The organism is Clostridium sp. AM33-3, assembly GCF_003480315.1.
Lineage (GTDB): Bacteria > Bacillota > Clostridia > Lachnospirales > Lachnospiraceae > Brotaphodocola.
This window is the reverse complement of record NZ_QUIV01000009.1, coordinates 69,326-83,057: the sequence shown is the minus strand read 5'-3', so window position 1 is coordinate 83,057 and position 13,732 is coordinate 69,326. Positions and strand designations below refer to the sequence as shown.

General features: G+C 49.3%; 12 protein-coding genes, 4 tRNA genes and 1 other annotated feature. Of the genes, 15 read left to right on the top strand and 1 reads right to left on the bottom strand.

The genetic code is table 11. From position 1 onward, the window contains the following. Nucleotides 1-213: a binding site (T-box leader), on the top strand. Between the two features lie 108 nt (nt 214-321). The 6 genes from thrS (at nt 322) to DW819_RS07240 (ending at nt 5,811) form a co-directional block, all read left to right on the top strand. Continuing rightward, nucleotides 322-2,259: a threonine--tRNA ligase gene (thrS, locus tag DW819_RS07265; RefSeq protein WP_118732728.1), complete on the top strand. Its 1,938-nt coding sequence runs from the start codon at nt 322-324 to the stop codon at nt 2,257-2,259. Nucleotides 2,260-2,338: 79 nt separating this feature from the next. Further along, the gene (locus tag DW819_RS07260; protein WP_118529964.1) at nt 2,339-2,653 is read left to right on the top strand and encodes a DUF1540 domain-containing protein; all 315 of its coding nucleotides are present in this window, start codon (nt 2,339-2,341) and stop codon (nt 2,651-2,653) included. A 289-nt stretch (nt 2,654-2,942) separates the two neighbouring features. Continuing rightward, on the top strand, nt 2,943-3,437 hold the full coding sequence (gene infC, locus DW819_RS07255) for a translation initiation factor IF-3 (RefSeq protein ID WP_118529966.1): 495 nt from the start codon (nt 2,943-2,945) through the stop codon (nt 3,435-3,437). A 32-nt stretch (nt 3,438-3,469) separates the two neighbouring features. Continuing rightward, entirely contained in the window at nt 3,470-3,667 is a 198-nt protein-coding gene (rpmI, locus tag DW819_RS07250) for a 50S ribosomal protein L35 (RefSeq protein WP_002603682.1), read from the top strand. Between the two features lie 33 nt (nt 3,668-3,700). Next, the gene (gene rplT, locus DW819_RS07245; protein WP_118529968.1) at nt 3,701-4,057 is read left to right on the top strand and encodes a 50S ribosomal protein L20; all 357 of its coding nucleotides are present in this window, start codon (nt 3,701-3,703) and stop codon (nt 4,055-4,057) included. A gap of 164 nt (nt 4,058-4,221) precedes the next feature. Continuing rightward, nucleotides 4,222-5,811 carry a potassium/proton antiporter gene (locus DW819_RS07240; RefSeq protein ID WP_118732727.1) on the top strand — a complete coding sequence of 530 codons (1,590 nt, stop codon included), beginning with the start codon at nt 4,222-4,224 and terminating at the stop codon, nt 5,809-5,811. On the opposite strand, the gene DW819_RS07235 is transcribed toward DW819_RS07240, so the two are convergent. Then, nucleotides 5,808-7,280: a sensor domain-containing diguanylate cyclase gene (locus tag DW819_RS07235; protein ID WP_182432586.1), complete on the bottom strand. Its 1,473-nt coding sequence runs from the start codon at nt 7,278-7,280 to the stop codon at nt 5,808-5,810. The two genes, DW819_RS07240 and DW819_RS07235, sit on opposite strands and share 4 nt — an antisense overlap. Before the next feature lie 217 nt (nt 7,281-7,497). On the opposite strand from DW819_RS07235, the gene DW819_RS07230 reads away from it, so the two are divergent. The 9 genes from DW819_RS07230 to DW819_RS07190 all read left to right on the top strand — a co-directional run bounded on the left by DW819_RS07230 (nt 7,498) and on the right by DW819_RS07190 (nt 13,732). Then, nucleotides 7,498-7,581 (top strand) — tRNA-Leu (locus DW819_RS07230). Nucleotides 7,582-7,608: 27 nt separating this feature from the next. Further along, nucleotides 7,609-7,681 (top strand) — tRNA-Asn (locus tag DW819_RS07225). A gap of 4 nt (nt 7,682-7,685) precedes the next feature. Further along, nucleotides 7,686-7,769: transfer RNA gene (locus tag DW819_RS07220), tRNA-Leu, on the top strand. Between the two features lie 202 nt (nt 7,770-7,971). After that, nucleotides 7,972-8,055, top strand: a tRNA-Leu gene (locus DW819_RS07215). A 143-nt stretch (nt 8,056-8,198) separates the two neighbouring features. Continuing rightward, nucleotides 8,199-9,209 carry a deoxyguanosinetriphosphate triphosphohydrolase gene (locus DW819_RS07210; protein ID WP_118732725.1) on the top strand — a complete coding sequence of 337 codons (1,011 nt, stop codon included), beginning with the start codon at nt 8,199-8,201 and terminating at the stop codon, nt 9,207-9,209. 63 nt (nt 9,210-9,272) lie between these two features. Further along, nucleotides 9,273-11,048 (top strand): DNA primase, encoded by a 1,776-nt coding sequence (gene dnaG, locus DW819_RS07205; RefSeq protein ID WP_118732724.1) that lies wholly within the window; start codon nt 9,273-9,275, stop codon nt 11,046-11,048. A 58-nt stretch (nt 11,049-11,106) separates the two neighbouring features. Continuing rightward, nucleotides 11,107-12,222, top strand: coding sequence for an RNA polymerase sigma factor RpoD (gene rpoD / locus DW819_RS07200; RefSeq protein ID WP_118732723.1), 1,116 nt, complete (start codon nt 11,107-11,109; stop codon nt 12,220-12,222). A gap of 27 nt (nt 12,223-12,249) precedes the next feature. Beyond that, nucleotides 12,250-12,957: a class I SAM-dependent methyltransferase gene (locus tag DW819_RS07195; RefSeq protein WP_118732722.1), complete on the top strand. Its 708-nt coding sequence runs from the start codon at nt 12,250-12,252 to the stop codon at nt 12,955-12,957. Then, complete coding sequence (locus DW819_RS07190) at nt 12,935-13,732, top strand: Nif3-like dinuclear metal center hexameric protein (protein WP_118732721.1); 798 nt, start codon at nt 12,935-12,937, stop codon at nt 13,730-13,732. Before DW819_RS07195 ends, DW819_RS07190 begins: the two co-directional genes overlap by 23 nt.

The following is a 13,732-nucleotide window of genomic DNA, read 5'->3' as shown; positions in this document are numbered from 1 at the left end:
GCTAACACGTTGATGAGAAGAGTACTCTGGCAGAGTCATTCAGAGAGAGATGCAAGTGGTGTGAGCATCTTATGAGGAAGCCGGCAGGAAAACCAGCTCGGAGTGGTCCTTAATCGGATCCGGTGATTCCGTTACCATCAGAATGAAGCGGCTGTCTGAAATATCAGGCGGCAAACAGGGTGGAACCGCGATAAAAGAATTGTCGTCCCTTGTCCGGTGCGCAGAGCGCATCAGGCAGGGGACTTTTTTATTTCATTTTTGAAAATCCTTATCGTCCCTTGTATCATCATTTTAATAAAGAATACCAGGAGGAAAAAAGGCATGATCATCACATTAAAAGATGGAAGCAAAAAAGAATATGCACAGGCTATGTCCATTATCGATATTGCCCGTGACATCAGCGAAGGACTGGCACGCGTGGCATGCGTCGGAGAAGTGGACGGACAGACAGAGGATCTGCGTACGGTCATTGATAAGGACTGTGAGCTGAATATTCTGACTGCGAAGGATGCAGAGGGTCTTGCGGCACTGCGTCATACCGCAAGCCATGTTATGGCACAGGCTATCAAGAGACTGTATCCGAGCGCAAAGCTTGCGATCGGTCCGTCTATTGCCGACGGATTCTATTATGATATCGATTTCGAGACCCCGATCACAGCAGACGATCTGGAAAAAATCGAGGCTGAGATGAAGAAGATCATCAAAGAAGCACTGCCGTTAGAGCGCTTTACCCTTCCGAGAGAAGAGGCACTGGCCCTGATGAAAGAAAAAGAGGAGCCGTACAAGGTAGAGCTTATCGAGGACCTTCCGGAGGGTGAGGAGATCAGCTTCTACAAGCAAGGCGAGTTTACTGACCTTTGCGCAGGCCCGCACTTAATGAATACCAAGGAAGTTGGAAAGGCTTACAAGCTGACCAGCATTGCAGGTGCTTACTGGAGAGGCAACGAGCATAACAAGATGCTGACCCGTATCTACGCAACTGCGTTCGCAAAGAAAGAAGAACTGGAAGCTTATATTACCATGATGGAAGAGGCAAAGAAGCGTGACCACAGAAAACTGGGCAAAGAGCTTGGCCTGTTCATGATGCACGAGGCTGGCCCGGGATTCCCGTTCTTCCTGCCGAAGGGCATGGTTCTGAAAAACACCCTGTTAGAGTACTGGAGAGAGATCCACAAAAAGGCAGGTTATGTAGAGATTTCCACCCCGATCATCTTAAACAGAAGCCTGTGGGAGACCTCCGGCCACTGGGATCACTACAAAGATAACATGTACACCACCGTGATCGATGATCAGGACTACGCGATCAAACCGATGAACTGCCCGGGCGGTGTTCTGGTTTATGCTTCCGAGCCGCGTTCCTACCGTGACCTGCCGCTGCGCATGGGCGAGCTTGGTATCGTTCACCGTCATGAGAAGTCCGGTCAGCTGCATGGTCTGATGCGCGTGCGCTGCTTCACCCAGGATGATGCGCACATCTTCATGACTCCGGAGCAGATCAAAGATGAAATCAAAGGGGTTGCACAGCTGATCGACAGCGTTTACAAGCTGTTCGGCTTCAAATATCATGTTGAGCTTTCTACCCGTCCGGAAGACAGCATGGGAAGTGATGAAGATTGGGAGATGGCTACCGACGGTTTGAGAAGCGCTCTGGATGAAATGGGTCTGGACTATGTCGTAAACGAGGGCGACGGCGCGTTCTACGGACCGAAGATTGACTTCCATCTGGTTGATGCCATCGGAAGAACCTGGCAGTGCGGTACCATTCAGCTTGACTTCCAGCTTCCGCAGCGTTTCGAGCTGGAGTACATCGGCGCAGATGGCGAGAAGCATCGTCCGATCATGATCCATCGTGTTGCTTTCGGCTCCATCGAACGTTTCATCGGTATTCTGATCGAGCATTTTGCAGGCGCATTCCCGACCTGGCTGGCTCCGGTACAGGTAAAGGTACTCCCGATCTCTGACAAGTACATGGACTATGCAGAAAAAGTAAAAGCTGCCCTGGATGCAGAAAATATCCGCGCAGAAGTGGATACCCGTTCTGAGAAGATCGGCTACAAGATTCGCGAGGCTCAGAAGAATAAGATCCCGTACATGCTTGTAGTTGGCCAGAAGGAAGAGGAAGACGGAGTGGTATCTGTCCGCAGCCGTTTCAAAGGCGATGAGGGCCAGACATCCTTAGAGAGCTTCATCGAGAACATCAAAAAGGAAATTGTTTCCAGAGAAGCACGTGCTGTTGAGGTGAAGGCAGAGCAGAAATAAGCTTTTTGCATAAATTTCTGAAAAGGAACCCATACTAGTCCTGTGAAATAAATATTAACCAACAGGAGGTATGGGTTCCATGACGAAATTAGAGTGCAATGTGACCAATTGTCTTCACAATGCGGATCACTGCTGTTGCAAGCAGTCCATCTTGGTAGACGGACATGACGCGAAAGAAAAAGAACAGACCTGCTGCGGAAGCTTCGATGAAAACAAGGGCGGTCTCTTTAAGAACGTTTTTAAAACACCGGAGAGCAGCTTGTCTGTAGACTGTGAGGCAGTACAGTGTATCTACAACGATAACCGCCATTGTGCGGCTGCGAAGATCGGCATTGCCGGGGACGGGGCAAGCAGGGCGGAACAGACGCTCTGCACCACCTTTCAGATGTCCTGAAAAATAGCAAAATAAAAAATATGAAAAATCCCCGGAAAAGTGCTTGACTTTCCCGGGGATTCATAGTATAGTAACATAAGTTGTGAGAACAACGCAGGAAAGTAGGTATCCACCTCACCTCGGCACGAGCAAGTGACCCTGGTTTATAGCAAAGAATGCGTATATGCGGCGGCATCAACGTCCTATGCGATGCTTTTGAGGGTGGGTAGAATATTCTATCTACTTTTTTTATGCAGAAAAACAGACATGCAGAATTCTATGATGGGGGTGCACGACTATTAGCGAGTTAATGATTAACGAACAGATCAGAGACAAAGAAGTTCGATTGATTGGTGAAGACGGCGAGCAGCTGGGTATCATGTCCGCGAAGGAAGCCTATAAACTGGCTCAGGACGCGGAACTGGATCTCGTAAAGATTGCTCCGACGGCAAAACCACCGGTTTGTAAGATTATCGATTACGGTAAATATCGTTACGAGCTGGCAAGAAAAGAAAAAGAAGCTAGAAAAAAACAGAAGGTAATCGAGGTTAAAGAAGTGCGGTTGTCTCCGAATATTGACACCAACGACTTGAACACAAAAACGGGCGCAGCACGAAAGTTCCTGGAAAAGGGCGATAAAGTCAAAGTTACCTTACGTTTCCGTGGTCGTGAGATGGCGCACATGTCCAAGTCCAAGTATATCCTGGATGACTTTGCAGAGAGCTTAAAGGATATCGCAACCATTGACAAGCCTTCCAAAGTGGAAGGAAGAAGCATGGTTATGTTTTTGACTGCCAAGAAGTAAAAGCAAAGAGAAAGATTAAGGAGGAAGTTATAATGCCTAAATTAAAAACAAGCAGAGCAGCTGCAAAACGTTTCAAAAAGACCGGTACCGGTAAGCTGGTAAGAAATAAAGCATACAAATCTCACATCTTAACTAAGAAGTCTACCAAGAGAAAAAGAAATCTTAGAAAAGATATCGTTACCGATGCTACCAACGCAAAGGTAATGAAGAAGATTTTACCATATCTGTAATAGACTGATTAGTTTAAGAAGGAGGAAAAACCGATGGCAAGAATTAAAGGCGGTATGAACGCAAAGAAGAAACACAATAGAGTGCTGAAGATGGCTAAAGGCTACAGAGGAGCACGTTCCAAACAGTATAGAGTAGCAAAGCAGTCTGTAATGAGAGCTCTGACCAGCTCCTACGCAGGCCGCAAGCAGAGAAAGAGACAGTTCCGTCAGCTGTGGATCGCTCGTATCAACGCAGCAGCACGTATCAATGGTCTGTCCTACAGCAAGTTCATGTATGGCTTAAAGCTGGCTGGTGTTGAGATGAACCGTAAGGTCCTGTCTGACATGGCTATCAACGATGCTGAGGGCTTCGCTAAACTGGCTGAGCTGGCAAAAGCTAAATTAGCTTAATTCAGAATCTGAACGAAAATTTAACATAGTGGCAGAGCTGATTCTGCCGTGGACCCGTCTGGTTTTTGAGAGAAAACCGGACGGGTTTTGTTGTTCTAAGGAGTAACAGGAGTACGAAATCGGAACCGGGCGTGCCGGATTTGTGAAACGAAAGGAGTGGATCTTTGAATCAGATTATCCTGCTTGTTGGCGTTGTGATCATGATCTGTGTCCTGATGGGACGCCTAACCTCCAGGCTGGCTGTGCCATCCCTTTTGATCTTTATCGGGCTTGGCATGCTGTTTGGGGAAGATGGGATCTTTCGGATTGTGTTTGATGATTATGGAGTAACGGAGACGATCTGTTCTGTCAGCCTGATCTTTATCATCTTTTATGGCGGTTTTGGAACAAATGTGAAAGAAGCAAAGAGTGTAGCGGCAAAGGCGCTGCTGTTATCCACACTGGGCGTGGCGCTGACCACCGGCTTTGTAGGCGTGTTCGTACATCTGGTGCTGCGTCTGCCGTGGCTGGAGAGCTTTCTGGTTGGCTCGGTGATCGCATCTACGGACGCAGCGTCTGTGTTTAATATCCTGCGTACGAAAAAGCTGGATCTGAAATATCATACTGCATCGCTTCTGGAATTGGAATCCGGTTCGAATGATCCGGTATCTTATATGCTGACGGTGGTATTCATCGCCATGATGAGCGGAAAAGCAGTTTCCCTGCCGCTGATGCTGGCGCAGCAGATCGGATTTGGTCTTGCGTGCGGTGCAGCAGCCGGGCGTCTGGCTGTCTTGGCAATGGAGCGGTTCTCGTTTCAGATCGAGGAAGGTAATACGATCTTTGCAGTGGCAGCTATGCTGGTGAGCTACGCGCTGCCTCAGGTAATTGGCGGAAACGGTTATCTGGCAGTGTATCTGTGCGGTATTATTATGGGAAATTCCCGGATTCCGGAAAAACGGAATCTGATGCATGTGTTTGATACGGTCACGGGCATTGCGCAGATGATGATCTTCTTCCTGCTGGGGCTTCTGGCGACACCCAGTGAGCTTCCGGCGGTCCTGCTTCCGGCAGCCCTGATCATGCTGTTTATGACGGTGATCGCCCGTCCGGCGGCGGCCGCAGCCATTCTTCTGCCGTTCCGGTCTCATATCCGCCAGATTGGCGTAGTATCCTGGGCGGGATTGCGCGGTGCTGCCTCAATCGTATTTGCGATCATGGCTGTTTTGAGCAAAGTGCCGATGCACTATAATCTTTACAATCTGGTGTTCTGTGTGGTGCTTCTTTCCATTGCAGTGCAGGGGACTTTTCTGCCGCTGGTATCCGAAAAGCTTCGGATGATCGACCGGAATATGGATGTGCGCCGTACCTTCAATGATTATGAGGAGGAAAGCAGCATCCATTTTGTAAAGACACATATTCAGGAAGGGCATCTGTTTTGCGGCAAAAGGGTAAGAGACATCAGTCTCCCACCGGAAATGCTGATCGTAATGATCCTCCGGGGAGAAGAAAAGCGTATCCCCAATGGAGATACGCTGCTTCTGGCCGGCGATCTTCTGATCCTTGCTGCCCCGGAGTTCACCGAAGGAGAAAATCTGATCCTGCGGGAGAGAACTACGGTCAGGGGAGACAAGTGGACCGGAAAAACCCTGAAGGAAGTCCCTCTCTCGAAAGGGACTCTGGTAGTATCTGTCAGGAGAGGGGAAGAAACCCTCATCCCGACCGGAAATACCAGGATTCAGGAAGGCGATATTCTGATCATAGCCAAATATTAAGCCTTTTCATAGACGGAGAAGTTATTGCGTCCTCCGCGCTTTGTCTGATACAGTGCCTTATCTGCATTGCGGTACAGGTCATCAAAACGGTTCCCCTGCTCTGGGCTGAAGGCGACGCCAACACTGAAGGTGATGGCCTGTCCGTTCATTTCCGCATGCTTTACGGAGCGGATGTGCTCCAGCATGCTCCGGACACGGGAAAGGGCAGCATCCCGGGAGGAAACCTGCTTCATGAGTATCACGAATTCATCTCCGCCCACGCGCCCGATGATATCATCGTCCCGAAACTGATTTTTTAAGAATTCGCCCACGCGCTGCAGGACTTTGTCCCCGACAGCGTGTCCGTAGGTATCATTGACGCTCTTGAACTTGTCGATGTCCAGGATGAGAAATGCATGAAGCGCATCCGGACGGCTCGTTCGCAGAAATTCATCAATGGCGGGCTGCGTATGTTCCTTGTTATATACAGCAGTCAGACCATCGATCTGCGCGGTATGTACCAGCTCGTTGTAGTCTCTGGTGTGGACGAATACAATGCGTCCGATCAGAAGAATGATCAGGAGTATGAAATAAACATTCAGGATCAGCTCGTAATTGTGAATGAAATTATAATTTGCGTTTGCAACGGACACCGGAATCACATAGCATATCATCCAGTTATTTAAAAGAATCGGAGCATAGGCAACATAGCGGCTGGATTTTTGAATTCCCGGCTGAGACAGTTTGAGCAGGCCATGCGTCTTTGCCTGAAATGCATCGCGGATTGTCTGCAGAGAATCTTTTCCGCAGACAGTCCACTGACTGTAAAAGTCGAAAAAGTTGTCACCATAGCTGATGATCTGGTGTGTAGAATTGCCGTCCAGTGTGATGATGTCTCCGTCTTCATTAATAATGATACAAAAGCCTTCACCCCCAAACAGATCATCGAAGATCAGATGGTTTAGCTCAGTTACATTGTAGGACGCACTGAGAAGACCGATGACTGCATTGTCATGGAGGACGGGCACGCTGAGAATGACACGGGTTTCATGGTCAATGCTGCTTTGAACGGGATCGCTCAGTGTCCGCTTTCCGGTTATGCCCTCCTGGAAATAGCTGCGGTGGGAGACATTCTTTATATCACCGTTTTCATAGTGGGAGGTGCCGTCCGGCTCAATGAGGGCTACATGGTCGATAGACGTGGTGGATTGGATGGCGGAAAGCATATTTTTGTTTTTTTCAGAGATGAGTTCGCCATCTGCTCCGATCTGTGCGGCAACACCGTCCAGAAACTGGTAGTTGACATTCAGAATCTCTTCAAAATGGATGCTCTGCCTGGAAATATTCGAGGTAAGCTTTTTCTGGGCCAGCTGATCTGCGGCATGATAGGATGCGATGGAAAATACCATCATGCCCACTGTCGTAGCAATGATAAAAGCTACAATGCTGGATAGGTAACCCTGCAAGGGTGTCTCTGTTTTTTTCTTCATAGGCATACCCCCCCTCGGATTTTGCTTATTATGGTTCATATTATATCAAAAAATGGCAGAAATTCTATAGAATGCGGATTGAAAATTTGACAAAACGGGCAAAAAATGTGTCAAGACGGGAAAATTGGAAGAAGAAAATACAAGAAGAAAAAAACTTGAAAAATAAAGAAAAAGTACTTGCCAGAACCAGGAAACTATGATATATTATTAAACGTTCGCGGGAGTGCTGGAATTGGCAGACAGGCTAGACTAAGGATCTAGTGGCAGTTATGTCGTGTGGGTTCAAGTCCCATCTCCCGCAGTATCTTCCAAAAAGATACGGGAACATTCCTCGATAGCTCAGTCGGTAGAGCACGCGGCTGTTAACCGCGCTGTCGTAGGTTCAAGTCCTACTCGGGGAGCTTTGCAGAAGTGGCGGAATTGGCAGACGCGCACGGTTCAGGTCCGTGTGGTAGCAATACCTTGTGGGTTCGACTCCCATCTTCTGCATCAGTGAAAACGGAGAGCAAAGGTTCTTCGTTTTTTTGTTTTATAGGAAGTTACACGGCAAAAGTTTCTGAATTGACATTTTTTCACATGTTTTCACGGAAACATATATTTTTAAAAAAATCAAAAAAGCAGTTGACAAATTATATGATGTTGGATATAATAAACGTGTTGGTTCGGTGAGCGATCGCTGAGCGGACGGTTCGCAGAAGTGGCGGAATTGGCAGACGCGCACGGTTCAGGTCCGTGTGGTAGCAATACCTTGTGGGTTCGACTCCCATCTTCTGCATCAGCGAAAGCGGAGAACGAAAAGTTCTTCGCTTTTTTTGTATACCCAAAACCGGAAAATAGTATGAAAATTTCAAAAATTATGCTATACTTATTATAATTTATGCGAAGCAATGAGCAAAGTCCGGAAAGGGGCGGTGTCTGATGAACATAAGAGAGATGAGGGAAGCCTGGGAGGCAGATTATCTGAGCTGCTATGCATCCTTGAGCAAAAACACGAGGGGGCGTGACCGTGAGGAACAGCCCTGCGACATCCGCACTGCATATCAGCGCGACCGTGACCGGATTCTCCACTGCAAATCCTTCCGAAGACTCAAACATAAGACCCAGGTATTTCTGGCTCCGGAGGGTGATCATTACCGTACCCGTTTGACCCATACGCTGGAAGTGGCACAGATTTCCCGTACCATTTCCCGCGCCCTGCGCCTGAACGAGGATCTTACTGAGGCCATTGCCCTGGGACATGATTTGGGCCATACGCCCTTTGGACACTCCGGCGAACGGATCCTGGATGAATTGTGTCCCTATGGCTTTGCGCATTATCTGCAGAGTGTGCGGGTGGTGGAAGTACTCGAAAAAGATGGGAAGGGCTTAAATCTTACCTGGGAAGTCCGCGATGGCATCATGAACCACAGAACCAGCGGTCATCCTTCTACACTGGAGGGATGTGTCGTGCGCCTTTCGGACAAGATTGCCTATATTAACCATGATATCGATGATGCTATCCGGGCAAAGATTTTTACCGAAGATCAGCTTCCGGAAAAGTACACGGATGTGCTGGGGCACAGCGTGAGGGAACGATTGAATCTGCTGATCCATGATATCATCCTGCAGAGCATGGACCGTCCTGAGATCCTCATGTCTTCTCATATTGAGGAAGCAATGCAGGGCCTCCGGCGCTGGATGTTTGAAAATGTTTACGAGAATAAAGTGCCGAAAGCCGAAGAGGGCAGAGCCCAGCAGCTTCTGGTGTTTTTATATCAGTATTATCTGAAACACACGCAAGAGCTTCCGGAGGAATATCTGCTGATGATCCGGGAACGGAAAGAGCCAAAGGAACGGGTGGTCTGCGACTACATTGCAGGCATGAGCGACAGCTATTCCATTGACAAATTCGAGGAACTGTTTATTCCGAAGTCATGGAAGGTGCATTAAAGCGTATCCGATCAGATACAAAACAGCTTCATCTGATGAAAGAGACAGGGAAAGGAGAGCTTCATGTATTATCCGGAAGATGTCGTAGAAGAAGTGCGCACAAGGAATGACATTGTAGATGTGATCTCTGGATATGTAAAACTTCAGAAGAAAGGGGCAAATTATTTTGGACTCTGTCCCTTTCATAATGAGAAATCACCATCGTTTTCCGTTTCACCTCAGAAGCAGATGTATTACTGCTTCGGGTGCGGGGCCGGTGGCAATGTCATTACGTTTGTGATGGAATATGAGAATTACACCTTTCCGGAGGCTTTGAAGGTGCTGGCAGACCGGGCCGGCGTTCATCTGCCGGAGGTGGAGTATTCCAAAGAAGAGAGGGCGAAAGCAGACCGGCGTTCGACTCTTCTGGAGATCAACAAGCTGGCTGCTAATTATTTTTATTACCAGCTGCACCAGCCGCATGGTAAGCTTGGCTATGACTATTTTCGCGGACGGGAGCTGTCTGATGATACCATTCGCCGGTTTGGACTGGGGTTTGCCAATAAGACCAGCAATGACCTATATCAGTATCTGCGCTCTAGGGGCTATACAGACGAAATACTGCGTGACAGCGGCCTGGTGACCATGGAAGAGCGAGGCAGCCATGACAAGTTCTGGAACCGCGTTATGTTCCCTATCATGGACGTGAATAATCGCGTCATCGGCTTTGGCGGACGCGTTATGGGAGATGGAACACCGAAATACCTGAATTCTCCGGAAACACTGATCTTTGACAAGAGCCGCAATCTGTACGGACTGAATTATGCCCGGACCAGCCGGGAAAAATATATGCTGGCCTGCGAGGGCTATATGGATGTGATAGCCATGCATCAGGCGGGCTTCACCAATGCAGTGGCATCCCTGGGTACAGCGTTTACCACACAGCAGGCGGTGCTGTTAAAACGCTATACAGATACGGTCATCCTGACCTATGACAGTGACGGGGCCGGCGTGAAGGCGGCGCTTCGGGCTATCCCGATCTTAAAAGAGGTTGGCATCTCCACCAAGGTGCTGAATTTAAAGCCTTACAAGGATCCGGATGAATTCATCAAGAATATGGGAGCCGATGCGTTCCGGGAACGTATTGCGAATGCACAGAACAGCTTTCTGTTTGAGATTGATGTTTTAAAGCGGGAATATGACCTGGAAGATCCGGAGCAGAAGACAAAGTTTTATAATGCTGCGGCCAGAAAGCTTCTGGAATTCCAGGAAGCGCTGGAGCGCGATAATTATATCCAGGCGGTGGCCCAGGCACAGTTTATCCCATATGAGGATCTGCGGCGTCTGGTGAACCGCCTTGGAAACCAGTTTGGTCCTGCTGCGGTCAGACACCGGGACGAGGAAGCATCCGAGCCGAAAGAACGCAGAAAAAAGAAGGAGAAGGATGACGGTATCCGCCGCTCCCAGCGTCTGCTTCTTACCTGGCTGATCGAGCGTCCGCAATTATTTGAAAAGATTGAGGGTATCGTTGGACCGGATGATTTTAAGGAACCGCTGTACCATGAGGTGGCACAGCAGGTATTTGACGGGCACCGGGAGGGACATATCAATCCTGCCGGGATCCTGAATCGGTATATCAACGATGAAGAACAATATAAACAGGTTGCGGCGCTGTTCAACGCAAGCCTGGATGATTCTTTAAATAATGAAGAACAGCGAAAAGCATTTTCCGAGACCGTGCTGAAGGTAAAGAAAAACAGCCTGGATGAGGCCAGCCGGAGTGCGGCAGACATTGCGGCGCTCCAGGAGATCATAAAGCAGCAGGCAGCACTGAAAACGCTGCAGATATCCATTGACTAAAGGAATTACCGGGGGGTATTCTTACCGGCAGTCTGCAATTGAGAAAGGGCGGATCGATATGGAGGAACGTACACAGTCATTTGATGAGAAACTGACATTGCTTCTGGAGGAGGCGAAAAAGAAAAAGAATGTGCTTGAAAACCGGGAGATCCTGGATTTTTTTAAGGGCGAGATCCTGGATCCGGACAAGCTGGACCGGATATACGATTTTCTGGACAACCATCATGTAGACGTGCTCCGAACAGAAGAGGAGGACATGGAGCCGGACCTGTTTCTGGATGAAGAATCGGAAGAAGAGGAAGAATCACAGCTCGATCAGCTGGATCTTTCTGTGCCGGAAGGCATTGGCGTGGAGGATCCTGTCCGTATGTATTTAAAGGAGATCGGCAAGATCCCGCTTCTGACCACAGATCAGGAAATTGAATTGGCAAAGCGCATGGAGCTGGGAGACCAGCTGGCAAAAAAACGTCTTGCCGAGGCAAATCTCCGTCTTGTAGTAAGCATTGCCAAAAAGTATGTGGGACGCGGCATGCAGTTCCTGGATCTGATTCAGGAAGGAAATCTGGGACTCATCAAAGCTGTGGAAAAATTTGATTACCGCAAAGGCTATAAATTCTCTACTTATGCAACATGGTGGATCCGCCAGGCAATTACCAGGGCAATTGCAGACCAGGCCCGCACCATCCGCATTCCGGTGCATATGGTGGAGACGATCAACCGTCTCATTCGCACTTCCAGACAGCTGGTACAGGAACTTGGGCGGGAGCCAACTGCGGAGGAAATCGCCGCAAAAATGGAGATTCCGGTAGAGCGTGTACGTGAGATCCGCAAGATCTCCCAGGATCCGGTGTCGCTGGAGACACCAATTGGTGAGGAGGAAGACAGCCATCTCGGAGATTTTATTCAGGATGAGCACGTGGCAGTTCCTGCGGAGGAGGCAACCTTTACCCTGCTCCATGAACAGCTGATGGAAGCCCTTGATACCCTGACTGAGCGGGAACAGCAGGTACTGCGCCTGCGTTTTGGACTGGATGACGGAAAGCCGAGAACTCTGGAAGAGGTAGGAAAGCAGTTCCATGTGACAAGAGAACGCATCCGTCAGATAGAAGCGAAAGCCCTGCGGAAGCTTCGTCATCCGAGTCGAAGCAAAAAACTGAAGGATTATCTGGATTGACCAAATACATTAAAGGAACAGGATAAGATGAGATTATCAGACAGACTGGAACGGATTGCCGCAAAGGCAGCAGAAGTAACAGAAGGATATGTGGCAGACGTGGGGACGGATCATGGATTCGTCCCGATCCGTCTTATGGAGACTGGAACCGTCAGGCACGTAGTTGCTATGGATGTACGAAAGGGTCCCCTGTCCAGGGCAGCAGAGCATGTACGGGAATATCATATGGAGGACCGGATCGAGACACGCTTAAGCGATGGGTTGCAGGAGCTGAAGGCCGGTGAGGCAGATACCGTGATCATTGCGGGAATGGGCGGTGAACTGATGCTGCGCATTCTCCGGGACGGTGCGCATATGTATGATAGTGTGAAGCATTATGTGCTCTCACCCCAGTCGGAGCTTTCTGCGTTCCGGCACGGACTGGAAAAACTGGGGATTTCCATTTTGGAAGAGCAGATGCTGATGGATGAGGGGAAATATTATGTGATCCTGCATGCTGCTCCGGGATCCATGCACTATGAGCAGGAATACGAATATCGTTACGGCTCAGATCTGATCCGGAAACAGGACCCGGTCTTAAGAGAATTTCTGGAGCGGGAGCTGGCTCAGGGAGAGGAGCTGCTGGCACATCTGTCCCTGACGCAGACGGAAGGTGCACAGAAACGCGCAGAGAGCCTGAGACAGGAGTTAAACGAGACGAAGGAGGCATACCATGCTTTGCAGGGAACTGATTGAAAAACTGGAAGAGCTGGCTCCGCGGAGCCTGGCCTGTGACTGGGATAATCCGGGCTTTCTGGCAGGACGGGGAGATAAGAAAATAAAAAAGGTGCTGGTCGCGCTGGATGCGACCGACCGGGTGGTGGAGCAGGCAGTGCTGGAGCATGCGGATCTTCTTCTGACCCATCATCCGCTGATCTTCCGGGCATTGAAGCAGGTCAATGACACGGATTTTATCAGCCGCCGGATCGTAATGCTATTGCAGGCGGATATTTCTTATTTTGCCATGCATACCAATTTTGACGCGGCCCCCGGCTGCATGGCAGATCTTGCTGCAAAACGCCTTGAAATCCAGGATAGCCAGCCGTTAGAGATAACCGGGGAAGTAAACGGGATCCCGGTGGGCATCGGAAAGGCCGGCAGGCTGGCAGAACCGGTTTCACTGGATACTTTGGCAGAACAGGTGAAGCAGGTATTTGAGCTGCCATTTGTGCTTGTATACGGAGAGAAAGCTGTGGGCGAGAAGGTCAGCCGTGTGGCGGTGTCTCCGGGGGCAGGAGGCAGTATGATCCGTTATGCACTGCAGCAGAAGGCTGAGGTTCTGGTCACCGGAGATATCGGACATCATGATGCCATCGATGCGGCTGCGCAGGGCATGGCAGTCATTGATGCAGGACACTATGGCCTGGAACACATCTTTGTGCCGTTTATGGCGGAGTATGTAGCACGTGTTTCTGACGGCACCATCGAAGTGATCCAGGCTGAGCCGGATTTTCCGGCCAGAGTGCTTTAA